The organism is Acidovorax sp. DW039, assembly GCF_037101375.1.
Classification (GTDB): domain Bacteria; phylum Pseudomonadota; class Gammaproteobacteria; order Burkholderiales; family Burkholderiaceae_C; genus Acidovorax.
The window spans coordinates 317,391-333,230 of the sequence record NZ_AP029020.1; the positions used below are offsets into that span (position 1 = coordinate 317,391).

At 61.0% G+C, this 15,840-nt stretch carries 8 protein-coding genes and 4 pseudogenes; 4 read left to right on the plus strand and 8 right to left on the minus strand.

The genetic code is table 11. From position 1 onward, the window contains the following. Positions 1–68: 68 nt before the first annotated feature. Together mobI and AACH87_RS23200 are read left to right on the plus strand one after the other, a co-directional pair. Positions 69–521, plus strand: a complete 453-nt coding sequence (mobI, locus tag AACH87_RS23195) for a conjugative transfer protein MobI(A/C) (RefSeq protein WP_338799203.1) — start codon at positions 69–71, stop codon at positions 519–521. Between the two features lie 988 nt (positions 522–1,509). Beyond that, on the plus strand, positions 1,510–1,782 hold the full coding sequence (locus AACH87_RS23200) for a hypothetical protein (RefSeq protein ID WP_338799205.1): 273 nt from the start codon (positions 1,510–1,512) through the stop codon (positions 1,780–1,782). A gap of 118 nt (positions 1,783–1,900) precedes the next feature. Here AACH87_RS23200 and AACH87_RS23205 read toward each other — a convergent pair. The 3 genes and pseudogenes from AACH87_RS23205 to istA all read right to left on the minus strand — a co-directional run. Continuing rightward, positions 1,901–2,086, minus strand: a pseudogene (locus AACH87_RS23205) (HU family DNA-binding protein); the annotation flags it as partial. A 1,089-nt stretch (positions 2,087–3,175) separates the two neighbouring features. Further along, the gene (locus AACH87_RS23210) at positions 3,176–4,105 is read right to left on the minus strand and encodes an AAA family ATPase (RefSeq protein ID WP_338798822.1); all 930 of its coding nucleotides are present in this window, start codon (positions 4,103–4,105) and stop codon (positions 3,176–3,178) included. Between the two features lie 18 nt (positions 4,106–4,123). Beyond that, positions 4,124–5,584 (minus strand): annotated as a pseudogene (gene istA / locus AACH87_RS23215) (IS21 family transposase); the annotation flags it as partial. A gap of 885 nt (positions 5,585–6,469) precedes the next feature. Here istA and AACH87_RS23220 point away from each other — a divergent pair. Both AACH87_RS23220 and AACH87_RS23225 read left to right on the plus strand, forming a co-directional pair. Then, positions 6,470–7,108: pseudogene (locus tag AACH87_RS23220) on the plus strand (XdhC family protein); the annotation flags it as partial. Beyond that, positions 7,107–7,472, plus strand: a pseudogene (locus AACH87_RS23225) (4Fe-4S dicluster domain-containing protein); the annotation flags it as partial. The pseudogenes AACH87_RS23220 and AACH87_RS23225, both read left to right, overlap by 2 nt. 46 nt (positions 7,473–7,518) lie before the next feature. On the opposite strand, the gene AACH87_RS23230 reads toward AACH87_RS23225, so the two are convergent. The 5 genes from AACH87_RS23230 to AACH87_RS23250 form a co-directional block, all read right to left on the minus strand. Further along, positions 7,519–9,180 carry a methyl-accepting chemotaxis protein gene (locus AACH87_RS23230; protein WP_338797035.1) on the minus strand — a complete coding sequence of 554 codons (1,662 nt, stop codon included), beginning with the start codon at positions 9,178–9,180 and terminating at the stop codon, positions 7,519–7,521. A 77-nt stretch (positions 9,181–9,257) separates the two neighbouring features. Next, positions 9,258–12,920, minus strand: a complete 3,663-nt coding sequence (locus AACH87_RS23235) for a hydantoinase B/oxoprolinase family protein (protein ID WP_338797036.1) — start codon at positions 12,918–12,920, stop codon at positions 9,258–9,260. 64 nt (positions 12,921–12,984) lie between these two features. Continuing rightward, positions 12,985–13,950 carry a TRAP transporter substrate-binding protein gene (locus AACH87_RS23240; RefSeq protein WP_338797037.1) on the minus strand — a complete coding sequence of 322 codons (966 nt, stop codon included), beginning with the start codon at positions 13,948–13,950 and terminating at the stop codon, positions 12,985–12,987. A gap of 38 nt (positions 13,951–13,988) precedes the next feature. Beyond that, positions 13,989–15,287 (minus strand): TRAP transporter large permease subunit, encoded by a 1,299-nt coding sequence (locus AACH87_RS23245; RefSeq protein ID WP_338797038.1) that lies wholly within the window; start codon positions 15,285–15,287, stop codon positions 13,989–13,991. Between the two features lie 21 nt (positions 15,288–15,308). Continuing rightward, positions 15,309–15,818, minus strand: coding sequence for a TRAP transporter small permease (locus tag AACH87_RS23250; protein WP_338797039.1), 510 nt, complete (start codon positions 15,816–15,818; stop codon positions 15,309–15,311). Positions 15,819–15,840: the final 22 nt, after the last annotated feature.

Below are 15,840 nucleotides of genomic sequence, written 5' to 3' on the forward strand. Positions count from 1 at the left end.
CGGGTACCTCCATCCACGGTAAATAGATGAATCTACCCCGAACTGAAGCCGAGCGCTATGAAGATGCCATGACCGCACTGGAGACCTGCATCATGGAGCTGTACAACCAGGCAGTCACGGCTGCCGATGACTACATGGCCTTTGTAGACCGTGAGGAGGCCAGGGCGACAGGCTGGGAGTCTCGAGCCACACTGCAGCTGTCATGCGTTCCACGTGGCAATCACTTGGATCTGAAATGGACTGGTGTCAGATGGTACGGACCAAAGAACAATCGAAAGATGGCTCGTGTTCGAATCACCACTGTAGGTGAAACTATGTCTTATTCAAAAGATAAGTTGACTCCGTTTGCCAAAGAATGGGAAATCGACAAGGTGATGGAGACTGAAGCCAAATTGCATGCGATAAGACGAAAAGCAAAACACATCGTTAAGTCGATGACGTATGTGAGAAACGCACTCAAAGTCTACAAGGCCAACGGAGGAGGCGATGAAGATATTTCGGAAGAGGATTCGGCCAAATAGGTCCTATGTAAATGCATGAGATACCACTCTTAAAACTACGAGGACTTGTTTTCACGCAAGGAATCATGCGTCCGAAATCCTATGAGATGCATGTGGTTTTTGTATTCGTAGCCTCATGTCTTGGTTTTGCGGCTGTGTTCCTTTCCTTCCTGCCCCCTCATCACCCTTTCTTCACGGCTTTCACGTATGCGATCCGGCGTTTATTGTGGCCCCAAGCTCAGTCTCTATGTAAATGTATGAATCTATGAGTGCATGGTGAGGGCCTTTTCCCTCTACTCGCCCTTAAAATGAACCCACGATCTTTCCCGGTTTTGGGCTTTTGTTTTTCTTGCGTTTCGCCTGAAATTTCGATGGAGTTTTGCCTTTCTCTCCCTTCGAATCGCCTTTGGTCCTTCTCCCCGGATTTAATTTACTTCCCCGGCCCGAGACTGAATTCCCTTCCTTGGGTATTCTTTATTCTCCCTCTCGATTGGAATCCAGTCCTTTTACGCACGAGCTCCCTTACGCCCGCTGCATGCCTTTCTTGGGTTCGGGGCTACCTTTGATTCTGGTTTTGGGTTTGAAGTTGGAGGTTTTACGCTCAGGCTTTGAATCAAGCCTCCCTCGCGAATCAGATTAACCGCTGACTTCGGTGCTCCAGCCCCAAGTCTTTGGTACCCTGTTGAGCCGACGACCGCCCGGCGAGAAACTTCGCCCGCATGCTTCAACTCCATGCCAAGGACATTTTTGGGTGTTTCTGTGCAGAGGTCGCTGACGACCTTACCGTCTTCAAAATCTTGCACCTGCGGCAGAGGGCATTCTTTCCTCGGTATGGAAGGCGATATTCTCGGCGACCGGGGCTTGAGGTATGCCTTCGGCCTTGTATTCATTGAGGAACTCCACGCAGCGGGAATCGTCGGGATCGAGGAAGCGCTGCAAACTATGCTGGAACCGATACCAGCCACCGAGAGCTAAAAATCGACGCCCCCACCTCGTAAGATTCCTCACCATGACTACCAAACCCACCTGGACACAGGAAGCACTTGAACAAACGCCTTGGGCGAAAGAGTTCAAGAAGGAAGCGCCAGTCAGTTATGCCACGGCCATCCGCTATGCCCTGGAAGACAGGCTGGAGGTGATCATTGAGCACACCACCGAATCAGCTGAGCCGCAATGGGTCATCCGTGTGCTGGACGATCCCTCGTTCTGGATGGACGCTGTACCAACCAAAGCAGCGGCGGTGCAACTCAGCCGAGAGATGGGTTGGAAGATCGTCCAGTAGCTGTTGGGATACATCCGCACACTATCGGCCGATACACCCTCGGCGTTTCCAAAATACATAACCGCCAGAGACATGAGCCCATGGCGGCTTGCTCCGGAGGAGATCGAACGAGCGATACTTACTTCCCAGCCTTGTCCGCCTTACGCTTGGCAGCCTTGAGATCCACCACGGCCTTGAACTTGGTACCTGCGACAAACTTAGGTACCCTGCTCGCAGGGAGCTTCAGCGCAGCGCCGGTCGATGGGTTCTTGTCCATACGCGCTGCACGCTTGGCCAACATGAAAGTACAGAAGCCCGCCAATTCATCCACCTGGCTTTCTTGGCTCAACTACTCTAAATATTTTGAACAGGTGCTTAGCAAAATTGCGCATCCTGTCCACTCGTAGTCTCACCTGGTCAAGAAGCACGGCTCAAAGCAGCTGCGCGAAGTCGGTGCGACCCTTGCTATTCCGCTCCTCAGCATGCGATGCGCAAGGCCACGCGAACGATTGATAAGGTCCGATTGGACCAACATGTTTCGAGATTTTGCTTGGGCCGCGATATCTACAACGAACCGAGCTTTGAAGCCATGTTCAGCGCCCCCTATCCACTCTCTGTTAGGAATTTTCTCTGCCCCCAGAAAAGTGCAGGTCATGTAATCCAAATTGCACTAGAACTTCGCTGTTTTGACGGCGCCAAGGACTAGGGAGTGCTGAACAAAGTTTTAAAAAACTGAACATAGTTTCAAAGCTCGGTTCGTCGCAGATCTAGCGGCCCAAAACAAAGTCTCAAAATATGTTGAACTGATTGGACTTTATCAATCGTTCGCGTGGCCTGGCGTACCTGATAGGCGAGGAACGGAATAGCAAGGGGCAGCGCCGACTTTGCAAACTGCTGAAGAGTGGACAAGATGCGCAATTTCGCTAAGAGAGGCGTGACCGTGGTGCTGAGCGCAGGTCTGACTCCAACATGATCGTAAAAATAAACTCTGTAACCTAAAAATAAAACCTGTAATGGTGATGTGCGCCTTTAGCCATGGTTTCCTCGCGCCTCAGTTGAGGCGCTTTTTGTTTTCAGAACGCGAAGGCATGAAGGTGGTTGGATAGCTGCTTCAGGCTGGGAGCGGGTCGTCAGTCATTCCTGGCCAATGACCGCTCATTCCCCGACCGGGCATCTGGCTGGTTAGCGCAGTGCCTCAACCAGGCGGCGGGAGCGAAACCAGGGGCTCAGTAGTGGTTGAATTACGGATGCTCCACGGTCCGAGATGATCGGAGCCGAGGCATATGACAACAGCGGGTGCTGTCGAGTTGGTGCGCCTACGTCCGGAAACCATTCATCCACCCGATGCCATACATGGGCACCAGTTGCGGGGAGCGGGCCTGCATGGATATATCGCGCCTTCGGTTTGTCTTGGCTATGCCCGCGCTGGTATTCCCTGCCGATTACGTTTGTCCACTGCCACGCGGAAAGCTTCAAGGTTTTCGATGTCTGCCAAGAGTTCTTCTGGATCCGGAATTGGAAGCCGTCCAACCGGGCTGGCCGCATCGTGCTCAAACTTCGAGCTCTTCGACATACCAGCTTCTATCTGCTTGTAGTCATCGTCAGTCACTACAACGGCTTTGAGCTTTTGTGTGGACACGCCTTCGCCAAAACGCTGGACAACGCCATTGAACAAGACCTCTTCGACGCAACGCTCCCAGGCTAGGCGCAGTCGCCCGTAAGCCGCAGTCGTTAGCATTCGATGGCGGTCATCATCTCCGTCTTTCTTGGCTCGCTGGGCATCTACCTGCATTTGCCGTAATTGACCCACACGCGCCTTGGTTCCTTCGACATCGAACGGGAGACTTTGGGAGTGAACGCCAAAGCCGTTGGCAGTCCTTCGGATGTAGTTCTTGGCCAGCGATGCGCCAACGGCCTCAGCCTTCTGCTCCAAGATTGCGAGGAAGTAGATGTCGTGGGTGAAGATGATCACCTGCCTGACTTTTGATTCATGCGCGAGGCGCTCTGCCACCTCCCACCGGCGTCGATGGTCAAGGGAGGAGACGGGGTCGTCAAAGACGATGCCACCTTTGCCCTTTCCGAGTTTGATCTCCGCCAAGAAGGATGCGATGGCGATCGCACGTTGTTCACCTTCGCTTAGGACTGCGGATGGCGCGCCACCTCCGGGAAGCTGCAGCGTCAGCTTGAATTGAGTTTTGCCCCCTGGGGACTCGGGCTTCATGCCGATATACAGCTCATGGACTTTGAGGCAGCGAAGCTCAGCATTGAGCGCATCAGCGAGTTCTTGGCTGGCCATCGTCCGTGAAAGCTCTGTGGATTTGCGAGATATCGCGCGTGTATCCATTGCATTGATGCACGCCTGCAGCTTGAGGGCCTGGGGCGAGGTGACCGGTGCTGGGGCGGGCTTACCGTCCAGCAGGCGGTGGAGCACGTTCAGGATGTGGGTCTTGCTGGCAGCCCCTGACTCCAGTGCCAACTCCACTGCAGCGAGCACAGCTTGTTCATCGTGGTGCAGCACCAGAGCCAGAACCTCCACCATCTCTCGGTCGCCGCCTGGCTGCTTCAAGAGGGCGGCCTGCAGGCGCTTGAAGGCTGCTGGCAGTTCCAGGAATGGAACACCATTGCGCAAGGCCCCGGGCTTGCGCTGCAGCACTGCTAGGTAGTGGCGCCAGTCGTACACGGTCTGTCCCGCACCATGGTGGTTACGCTCGATCAGGCGCTGATGCTCGCACACGATCTGGCCTTCGGCGGCGACCACCAGGCGATCGGCGTAGACCCGCAGGCTCACCGGCCGATTGGCATACGGCGCCGGCACGCTGTAGCGATTGCGCTCGAAGTGGACCAAGCAGGTGGGTGAGACGCGCTTGGTGTGCTCCACAAAGCCATCGAAGGACCGGGGCATCGGCATCAAGGTTGCCTTCTCTTGAGCCCAGACATCCGCGACGGTGCCCGGCAGCTTGCCGTGCTCGATCTCGTGCCACAGCGCCACGCAGCGCTCTTCAAGCCAGGCATTGAGATCGGGCAGGCTTGGGAATGGAGGCACTACTTGCCACAGGCGATGGCGGGCATCGCGCACGTTCTTCTCCACCTGGCCCTTCTCCCAGCCCGAGGCCGGGTTGCAGAACTCGGCCTCGAACAGGAAGTGGCTGACCATGGCCGCAAAGCGCGCATTGACGTCGCGCTCCTTGCCACGGCGCACCCGGTCTACAGCGGTGCGCATGTTGTCGTAGATGCCACGGCGGGGAACGCCACCCAGGACTACGAATGCATGGTTGTGGGCATCGAACAGCATCTCGTGCGTCTGCAGGGGGTAGGCGCGCAGGTAGAACGCTCGGCTGTGGCTGAGCTTGAAGTGGGCTACCTGCAGCTTGGTGCGCACTCCGGCGAGAACAGCCCAGTCCTCGCTCCAATCGAATTGGAACGCCTCGCCGGGGCCGAAGGCCAAAGGCACAAAGGTGTCGCAGCCGGTGGTCGGCTGGGCCACCAGGCGTTGTTCTTGCCAGAGGCGGACAAAGGCCGCGACCCGTTTGTAGGAGCCGGTATAGCCCAGCGCCTGCAGATCGGCGTATATCTGCTTGACGGTACGCCGCTGCTTGCGGGATCGGCCAGCTTCCGTCTTGAGCCAGCCCGAGAGCTTCAAGGCAAAGGGATCGAGCTTGGAAGGGCTGACCCGCTTGGCATAGTGCGGCTCGGCCTCGCCTGCGCGCAGGTACTTGCGAATGGTGTTGCGCGAGAGGCCCGTGCGGCGGGCGATCTCCCTGATGGACAGCTGCTCTCGCAGGGCCCAGCGCCTGATGACACTCAGTGTTGCCACGTCTATCACTCCTGGTCTCCTGCTGCTCAACAAAGCAGCAGGTTAGGGTTAGTACGTGGGTCAGATTTAGATGGAAATCCTGGGGACTAGTGGGTCACTTCTGCGTGGAAATCAACAGCATTACCCCTCCTTGGACTTGCCTACGCCGAACTCAACCACAGGTTCGTTGCTGGCGACATTGCTACCGGAACTTTGAACAGAACAGCTTGAGCGGTCGGCCCGCTGGGCCCACGTATGGTAGCTGCACCTCCGTATGCAATTTGCGCCGCACATGAGTCGTCAGCGGCAGTTCGTCCGTTCATGCAGTAGCCATTCCCGTGGCTTGACGGATACGGCCTTTCGGCGTTGTTGTATGGAGAGGTACGCATAGATCGAGGCGTACCACAACAGTCAAATTTTCACGACTATCCAGTGCTTCGAATGTCGGAAATGCCTAACATTCCCGTACGCATCATGGAGAGTTCAGCGCCTCCTGGAGGGGTGGGTGAGCCAGCCTTGCCTCCGCTACTCCCTGCCGTCGCCAATGCCGTTGCTCGTCTGACAGGCAAGCGGGTGACGCGACTCCCGCTATCTCTGGAATAGCCAATTGGCTGAGCTCTTGATGCAGAGACGTACGTGATCGTTTCCTCTGGGCGGGAAAATCCTAGACATTGCGCAAGGTGCAAACCCTCTTGCTAGGTGACCGCCTCTGATGTGGGCGCCCGCGGCAGCGCTAATCCAAAAGGATAGCTGATCTCAGGCAAAGCTCGATGCCTGCAACAGGCGGCGTCTACTGCTGACCTGCATGCTGCAGTCGAATGCCAACTGCAGTGTGCGTTTGTACAGCGAGATCGTGAGCAATCCTCAGCGCAGTTGTTCGTCAATCGCAAATTGAACTTTTGAACAAGAGAGAATGTGGAAAACTTGGATGTGATGGTGTTGCGCACGCTGCAGGTCTGGCGGGCTGCGGGTCGCCGTGCACTGCTGGCCACGGTGGTGCGCACTTGGGGTTCTTCGCCGCGACCGGTGGGGTCCATCATAGCGCTGTGCGAGGACGGTGCGGGAGTGGGCTCGGTGTCCGGCGGCTGCATCGAGGACGACCTGATTGACCGGCACACTCGCGCCTATGCGCGCGTGGCGGGTGCGTCGGCCCGTGATGCCGCGAGCCGGCGCATTCCCAGCGGGCCGCCCACCTTCGTCAAATACGGCATCACTGCAGACGAGGCCCACCGCTTTGGCCTGCCCTGCGGCGGCACGCTCGAGTTGCTGCTGGAGTACGACCCCGCCCCTAGCGCGCTGACGGATCTGATCCGCGCCCTGGAGGCCGGCCGCCTCATGCAGCGCACGGTGTGCCTGTCCGACGGCGCCGTGACGCTGCTCGCTGCGGCAGCGCCCGCCGAACTGGTGGTGGACGATGTGCAGCTCACCAACACCTTTGGGCCGGAATACCGCATGCTGCTGATTGGCGCGGGCCAGCTGACGGAGTACCTGGCCACCATGGCGCTCTTCAACGGCTTTGCCATCATTGTGTGCGACCCGCGCGAGGAATACCGCGGCAGAGTGCAAGCCCATCGACTACCTCAAGCCCGATGGCAAGCTGACGTTTGACCGCCTCTCCAGCGTGTTCATCAGCAACACCCACCACGAAGAGAACCAGCCCGCGCACCTGACGCTGAAAGACGCGAGCGTGCCGGTCAACATCAATCTGGCCAAGTACGCTGGCCCTGAGGCACGCTACTGCCCCGCAGGCGTGTACGAATTTGTGCCCGACACCGCTCAGGGTGGCAATGCCCAGCGCCTGCAGATCAACGCGCAAAACTGCGTGCACTGCAAGACCTGCGACATCAAGGACCCCACGCAAAACATCGTGTGGGTGACGCCCGAAGGGGGAAGTGGCCCGAACTACGCAGGCATGTAAGCTACGAAATCGATAGCATGCACACTGACTGTAGTAGCACAGGCCATCACGCAGCGGTGCGCGTAAGTTGAAATTTACCCATCGCGTGCGCGAGCCGGTTGGCCTGGTCCTTGAGGCTCTGGGCCGCTGCAGCTCCCTCTTCCACTAGCGCTGCGTTTTGCTGTGTCATGTGGTCCAGCTGGTCCACCGCGTGGCTCACCTGGCCGATCTGCGTGCTCTGCTCACTGCTGGCGGCGTTGATCTCGGACATAAGCATGGTCACGCGCTCCACACTCTGCACGATGTCGCCCATTGTGGCACCCGCAGTCACCACCAACCTAGCCCCATCGCTCACCTTGGTCACACTGTCGGAAATCAATGCCTTGATCTCGCGCGCTGCGTTGGCGCTGCGCCCGGCCAAGCTGCGCACCTCGCTGGCCACCACCGCAAAGCCGCGCCCCTGCTCACCAGCACGTGCTGACTCCACAGCCGCATTGAGCGCAAGGATATTGGTTTGGAACGCAATGCCGTCAATAATGCCCACAATGTCGGCTATTTTCTTGCTACTGGCATTGATCTCCTCCATGGTCTTGACCACTTGGTTGACCACTTCGCCCCCCCTGCCGGCCACCTCTGTGGCGTTGAGCGCCAGCGCGTTAGCCTGGCGCGTACTGTCGGCATTGGTTGCGACCATCTGCGCCAGCTGCGCAATACTGGCCGCCGTTTGCTGCAGGTTGCTGGCCGCATGTTCGGTACGCACGCTCAGGTCGGTGTTACCCGCAGCCACTTCGGAGCTGGCGACATGGATGGATTCACCCGAGTCCCGCACCTCAGTCACCACGTAGTGCAGCGACTCGACCATCTTGTCCAGCGCAGTAAGTAACTGGCCGATCTCGTCGGTGCGCTGGGTTTGCATACGCACCGTGAGGTCGCCCTGCGCCACCACGGCAGCCGCCTGGGAAGCTTGGCGCAACGGCAACACGATGGAGCGCCGCAGCAGCAAACCAAACAGCGCCGAAAGCGCCACCACGACCACAACGGCAATTGCGCTGATCCACTGCGCTCGCCAAGCGTCAGCAATCATACTGTCGCTCGCCTTCAACGATGCCCGCTCCGAAGCGCCCAGCAACTGGTCTATGGCCTTAAGGTACTGGACCAAGGCAGCCGAATGCTCCTGCAGCTCTTTTTGACTGATGATCTTGGACTCGAGGGCATTCTGTACCAATGCATCGCGCAGCACCGCATAACGCTGCCGTTGCACCTGGACCTCGGCCCACAGGGGTTTAGTGCTTTCAGCGGTCGAAGCTTGGGTCAAGGCAGCCTCGATGCGCTGGCGCAGGGCATCCTCAGCCGCCAACTGGGTACGCATTTCGGCTACCAGGGGGAACACATCGGACGAGAGCGTAGCGCGCAAGGCAATCTGGCCGATATGAACAGACTGGGTTTTCCAGTCACGCACCGAGCGCTCGATGGGCAACTGTTCCACCGTTAAGATTGCCGCCTGGCGGCCAGTGCCCACGCCCGTCATCCAAGTGATCGCCCCCAGCAGCGCCACAGCCAAGCCCAGGACCCCAAAGCTGGCCGCGAGCTTCTGGCCGACGCTAAAGCTGCGCCGAGCCTGCGCACGCGCCATGGGACGCCGGGCTTCGAAAGCCATCGGAGTATCCACAGGCATTCCAGACAATGCGGTGCGATAGGTTGCACCAGATGACGTGGGTAAATAGTCCATGAGCGTTCTCTTGGTTAAGCCATACACGGCAGGTCTGAGCGATGGGCCGAGCGTAGTGCTGCGCTCGCCCCCCGTGTTCAATGCGAAATAGACTCTCCAAACCCGCCACCGCCGGGTGTAGATATCTCAAACACATCGCCAGGCTCCATCAGTGCGGAGCCGATGTGGCCCAGCTCCTCAACTTGGCCGGTGGCACGCAGCACGCGGTTGGCACCAGGCCTGCCAGGCTGGCCGCCCGCCATGCCAAAGGCAGGGTTCAGGCGCCCGTTCGAGAGGATGCTGGCCGTCATCGCCTCCAGGAACCGCACGCGCCGCACGCCCCCATCCCCACCAACCCAGCGGCCTGCACCGCCCGAGCCGCGCAGAATCTCGTAGCTGTCGAGCACCACCGGGAAGCGGAACTCCAGCACCTCGGGGTCAGTGAGGCGCGAGTTGGTCATGTGGGTCTGGACCACGCTGGTGCCGTCAAAACCGCGCACCGCCCGGCCTGTGGCGTCCAGCACCGCACCCGCACCGCTGCCACCGGCAATGGTTTCGTAGTACTGGTACTGCGCATTGCCGAAGGTGAAGTTGTTCATGGTGGGCTGGCTGCCCGCCATCACACCAAGGGCGCCAAACAGCGCGTTGGTGATGCAGGTGGAGGTCTCCACATTGCCCGCCACCACCGAGGCCGGCGGGTTGGGGTTGAGCATGGAGCCTTGCGGGATGATCACCTGCAGGGGCTTGAGGCAACCGGCGTTGAGCGGGATGTCGTCGTCCACCAGCGTGCGGAACACATACAGCACGGCCGCCATGCACACGGCACGCGGGGCGTTGAAGTTGTTCATCTGCTGCGGGCTGGTGCCTGCAAAGTCGATGACCGCGCTGCGCTCGGCCACATTGACCTTGACCGACACGCTGATCTGCGCGCCGTTGTCCAGCGGCAGGGTGAAGCTGCCGTCCTTGAGCTGCGTGATCACACGGCGCACCGACTCTTCGGCGTTGTCCTGCACATGGCGCATGTAGGCCTGCACGACATCCAGGCCAAACTGGTCCACCATCTTCGACAGCTCCTGCACGCCTTTTTCGTTCGCCGCGATCTGTGCGCGCAGGTCGGCCAGGTTCTGTTGCGGGTTGCGGCTGGGGTATGGCGTGGTGCCGCCGCCCGTGGCCAGCAGGGTGCGCACTTCCTCTTCCAGAAAGATGCCCCGGTCCACCAGCTTCACGTTGTTGATCTGCACGCCCTCCTCGTCGATGCGCGTGGAGAACGGGGGCATGGAGCCCGGTGTGGTGCCGCCAATGTCCGCGTGGTGGCCCCGGCTGCCCACATAAAACGTGGGCTCGTTGCCCTCGGCCACGTACACCGGGGTGATCACCGTCACATCCGGCAGGTGGGTGCCCCCGTGGTACGGGTCGTTGAGCATGTACACGTCGCCCGGGTGCATCTTGCCCGCGTTCTCGCGGATCACGGTCTTGATGCTCTCGCCCATGGACCCCAGGTGCACGGGCATGTGGGGCGCGTTGGCGATCAGGTTGCCGGCCGCGTCGAATAACGCGCAGCTGAAGTCCAGACGCTCCTTGATGTTCACCGAGTAGGCCGTGTTCTGCAATTGCAGCCCCATCTGCTCGGCAATGTTCATGAACAGGTTGTTGAACACCTCCAGCAGCACCGGGTCCACGGTGGTGCCTGCGGCGTACTGCACCTTGCGGGCGGTCACGCGGTCTAGCACCAGGTGGTCCAGGTCGGTCAGGCGCGCAGACCAGCCGGGCTCCACCACGGTGGTGGTGTTCTTCTCGGCAATGATGGCCGGGCCGGGGATCACGTCGCCGGGGTGCAGGTCCTCGCGCACCACCAGGGCCGCGTCGTGCCAGGCGCCGCCCGAGTACATCTGGACCACCTCGCGCTGCGGGTGCTTGCGGTGCGGGTGCACGGGCAGGCGCGGCTCGGCAGGGGCGTCACCGGCAATCATGGCTTCGACCGACACGGCCTCCACCACCAGGCCCTTGCCGGCCATGAGGAAGGCAAAGCGCTGGCGGTAGGCGGCCTCAAAGGCTGCCTGGATGCTGGCCATGTCGCCAAACGGCACGACCAGGGCCGAATCCGTGCCCTCATAGCGCACATGCACGTTATGGCGCACCTGCACGGGGTTGGTGCTGACCTGCTGGCGCTCCAGCTCGGCCTGCGCGGCAGCGCCCAGCGTATCCAGGCGCTCGGCGATCAAGGGCAGAGATTCAGCCGCCAGCGGCATCTCCACCGCCTGCTCGCGGATCACGGTCTGGTCGGCCAGGCCCATGCCATAGGCGCTGAGCACACCTGCCAGCGGGTGCACGAACACGCGCGACATGCCCAGGGCATCGGCCACCAGGCAAGCATGCTGGCCGCCTGCACCACCAAAGCACTGCAGGGTGTAGCGCGTCACGTCATAGCCGCGCGCCACGCTGATCTTCTTGATGGCGTTGGCCATCTGCTGCACGGCAATCTGGATGAAGCCTTCGGCCACTTCTTCGGGCTTGCGCTGGGTCTGCGTCGCAATCTCTTCAAAGCGGACGCGCACCGCGTCGGCGTCCAGCGTTTCGTTGGCTGCGGGGCCGAACACGCTGGGGAAATAACGGGGCTGCACCTTGCCCACCATCACGTTCGCATCGGTCACGGCCAGCGGGCCGCCCCGGCGGTAGCTCACAGGGCCTGGGTTGGCACCAGCGCTCTCGGGACCCACGCGAAAACGGGCACCGTCATACGCCAGCACCGAGCCACCGCCCGCCGCCACCGTGTGGATACTCATCATGGGAGCGCGCATGCGCACCCCCGCCACGTGGGTCTCGAACTCGCGCTCGAAGGCCCCGGCGTAGTGGCTCACATCGGTGGAGGTGCCGCCCATGTCGAAGCCAATAACTTTTTCGTGCCCGGCCAGGCCCGCTGTGCGCGCCATGCCGACGATGCCGCCTGCAGGGCCGGACAGGATCGCGTCCTTGCCCTGGAACGTGCCCGCATCGGTGAGGCCCCCTGAGGACTGCATGAAGAACAGCTTGACGCCCGGCATCTCGTCGGCCACCTGCTCCACGTAGCGGCGCAGGATGGGCGACAGATACGCATCGACCACCGTGGTGTCGCCCCGGCTCACGAACTTCATCATGGGGCTGGTTTCGTGCGAGGTGCTGATCTGCGTGAAGCCGACCTCTTTGGCAATGCGCTTGGCTGCCTGCTCGTGCTGGGTGTAGCGATAGCCATGCATGAACACAATGGCCACGCTGCGCAGGCCACGCCCGTAGGCGGCCAGCAGGTCGCCGCGCAGGGTGGCTTGGTCCAGGTTCTGCAGCAGGTTGCCATGGGCGCCCATGCGCTCGCGGGCCTCGATGACCTCGGTGTAGAGCAGCTCGGGCAGCTGGATGTGGCGGTCGAACAGGCGCGGGCGGTTCTGGTAGGCGATGCGCAGCGCGTCCTTGAAGCCTTTGGTGGTGACCAGCAGTGTGGGCTCGCCCTTGCGCTCCAGGAGCGCGTTGGTGGCCACCGTGGTGCCCATCTTCACGCACTCCACCAGCGCCGGGGTCACCGGCTCGCCAGGCTGCAGGCCCAGCAGGTGGCGAATTCCCGCCACCGCGGCATCCTTGTACTGCTCGGGGTTTTCAGACAGCAGCTTGTGTGTGGTGAGCGAGCCGTCGGGCCGCTTGGCCACGATGTCGGTGAAGGTGCCGCCCCGGTCAATCCAGAACTGCCAGCGGTTGCCGGCCGGTGCGGTGGTCATGGTGGAGGGTGCTTGCATGGTGATTGGACTCACTGGTTAACGGATGAACTGAAGAACTAACGGACCGGCGTTGGAAGTCGGACTAGCGTTGGAAGTAATAGGGAATGAAAATCTTGTTGGCTTCGTTGCCCACCGACTGCACCCATTCGCGGGAGAAGCGTTCGCCCAGGCGCTTGAGTTCGGTGTCCAACTCGGCGGATGCGCGTTCGACCTTGATGCCCTTGCGCTGCAGCTCGCCTACCGACTCCTCGGCCACGGCGGCGCTCAGGGCCCAGCCACGTGTCTCGGCCTCTGCTGCCATCTGAGTCACGGCCTGGCGCGCGGCCGGGGGCAGCGCATCAAACGCCTGCTGGTTTACAAACACGATGTTCTTGGGTAGCCAGGCATTGATGCCGTAGTACTGCTTGATCTGGCCCCAGACCTGGTTCTCCACCCCGGTCAGTGCCGAGGTGATCATGGAGTCGAGCTTGCCCGCCGACAGCGCCTTGTTGACCTCGACCATGGGCACGTCCACCGGGGTGGCCCCCAGCAGCTCGGCAATGCGCACGGTGGCCGGGTTGTAGGTGCGCATGCGCGTTCCCTTGAAGTCGGCCGACGAGCGCACCGGCCCGATGGAGAACAGCCCCTGGGGCGGCCAGGGAACCGCATACAAAGCCTTGAGGCCTTTGGCTGCAAAGTGCACGTCGATCAGCGGGCGCTGCAGGTCCCACAGGCGGCGCGCATCGGCGTAGCTGCGCACCAGAAATGGCACGGTGTCAGCCCCGGCAATGGGCATACCCTGCACCAGGCTGGTCATGATGGTTTCGCCCGCCTGGGCCTTGCCGTCCTGCACGGCCTGGGGGATTTCGCCCAGCTTGAACAGCGTGTTGTTGGCATGGACCTCGATGCGCAACGCCCCGCCCGAGGCGCGCTCCATGTCTTGCGCAAATTGCACCACATTGCGGGTGTGGAAGGACTCTGCGCGGTAGCCTGTAGCCAGCTTCCACTGCGTCTGGGCGCGCAGCACCGGGGCCACGGCAAGCGCGGCCAGCAACACAACGGTTTTCATGGGGGACTCCTGTGCAGGCTGGGCAGCAATGCGGTGGATCAGCCCTGCATCTGGCGCGGCAGCCAGAGCACCACGTCAGGCACGAAGTAGGTCATGATGACTGCCACGATCATCAGGGCGAACAGCGGCAGCGCGGTGCGGGCAATCCAGGTGACTTCACGGCGCGTCATACCCTGCAGAACGAACAGGTTGAAGCCCACGGGCGGCGTGATCTGCGCCATCTCGACCACCAGCACGATGAAAATGCCGAACCACACCAGGTCAAAGCCCGCAGCCTCCACGGTGGGCAGCAGCACGGCAATGGTCAGCACCACCATGGAGATGCCGTCCAGGAAGCAGCCCAGCAGGATGAAGAACACGATGAGCAGCAGCATCAGCGCAAACGGCGAGAGGTGCAGCGCGCCGATGAACTCGGCCAGGTGACGAGGCAGGCCGATGAAACCCATGGCCAGCGTGAGGAAGGCTGCGCCCGCCAAAATGAGGCCGATCATGCAGTACACACGGCAGGCAGCCACCAGGCCTTCCTTGAAGCGGGCCCAGTTGAGCGAGCCCTCGATCTTGGCCAGGATCAGCGACCCGGCCACACCCAACGCTGCGGCCTCGGTGGCCGTGGCGATGCCGCTGTAGATGGCACCCAGCACCACCACGATGAGCGAAACCACGGGAATCAGGTGGCGCGAGGCATAGAGCTTCTGTGCAAAGCTCAGCTGGGCATCGGGCGCAGGCACCTTGTCCTTGTTGAACAGCGCCCACACGACGATGTAGCCCATGAACAATGCCGCCAGCAGCAGGCCTGGAATCACACCCGCCAGGAAGAGCTTGGAGATCGACACATTGGCCGCCACGCCATAGACGATCATGATGATCGACGGCGGAATGAGCAGGCCCAGCGTGCCCGCCCCAGCCAAAGTGCCTACCGAAATGTCTTCGGGGTAGCCGCGCTGCTTGAGTTCAGGCAGTGTGATCTTGCCGATGGTGGCGCAGGTGGCGGCCGATGAGCCCGAGATGGCGGCGAAGATGGTGCAACCCACCACGTTGACGTGCAGCAGGCGGCCGGGCAGGCGCTCCAGCCACGGGGCCAGGCCCTTGAACATGCTGCTCGACAGCTTGCTGCGGAACAGGATCTCACCCATCCACAGAAACAGGGGCAAAGCCGTCAGCGTCCAGCTGGAGGTGGACCCCCAGATCGTCAGCATCATGCTGTCGCCTACGGGGCGGTTGGTAAAAAGCTCCATGCCGAACAGGGCCACTGCGAGCAGTGACAGGCCGATCCACAGACCCGATCCGAGCACTGCGAACAGCATAACGATCAGGCCCAAAGCGATGAGGACGTCCATGATGGTGTCTCCGGATTCGGGTTACTCGGAACGCGCTGATTCGGACACGGCCATGAAGGCCACCCCCTGAAAGCGCAGAACAAGGGCATGGGCAAACGACAGCGCAAAGCCGATGCAGCCCATGGCCATGCTGAGCTGCGGGATCCACAGCGGCGAGGCGTCGGCTGCGGGCGAGATGTCGTGCGTGATGTAAGAAATCCAGACCGAGCGCACGGCATACCAGGCGATGTAGACCGTGAGCACCAAGGCGGCACTCAGGCAGAACCATTCGAAGGCCGAGCGCAGGCGCGCTGGTAGGCGGTCCAGCACCAGCGTCACGCGGATGTGGTCGCCGTTTTGCAGCGTGCTGGGCAAGGCGAAGAACAGCGCAGCGGCGATGGCGTAGCCTGCGTACGCATCGAGCCCGTCGATGTTCAGGTGGATGACTTCGCGGGCAAACACGCTCAGCGTGACGGCGGCGAACGCAGCCAGCATGGAGATGCCGGACAGCAGCATCAGCAGCCGGTAGAAATTTCGGACGAGTTTGTCCATGGCGTACTCCGGTAACGCTTGA

Coding starts and splice junctions, on each gene's coding strand:
- AACH87_RS23245 (WP_338797038.1), bottom strand. CDS start 15,287: ATGGACGTCCTCATCGCTTTGGGCCTGATCGTTATGCTGTTCGCAGTG.
- AACH87_RS23250 (WP_338797039.1), bottom strand. CDS start 15,818: ATGGACAAACTCGTCCGAAATTTCTACCGGCTGCTGATGCTGCTGTCC.
- AACH87_RS23200 (WP_338799205.1), top strand. CDS start 1,510: ATGACTACCAAACCCACCTGGACACAGGAAGCACTTGAACAAACGCCT.
- AACH87_RS23235 (WP_338797036.1), bottom strand. CDS start 12,920: ATGCAAGCACCCTCCACCATGACCACCGCACCGGCCGGCAACCGCTGG.
- AACH87_RS23210 (WP_338798822.1), bottom strand. CDS start 4,105: ATGGATACACGCGCGATATCTCGCAAATCCACAGAGCTTTCACGGACG.
- AACH87_RS23240 (WP_338797037.1), bottom strand. CDS start 13,950: ATGAAAACCGTTGTGTTGCTGGCCGCGCTTGCCGTGGCCCCGGTGCTG.
- AACH87_RS23230 (WP_338797035.1), bottom strand. CDS start 9,180: ATGGACTATTTACCCACGTCATCTGGTGCAACCTATCGCACCGCATTG.
- mobI (WP_338799203.1), top strand. CDS start 69: ATGACCGCACTGGAGACCTGCATCATGGAGCTGTACAACCAGGCAGTC.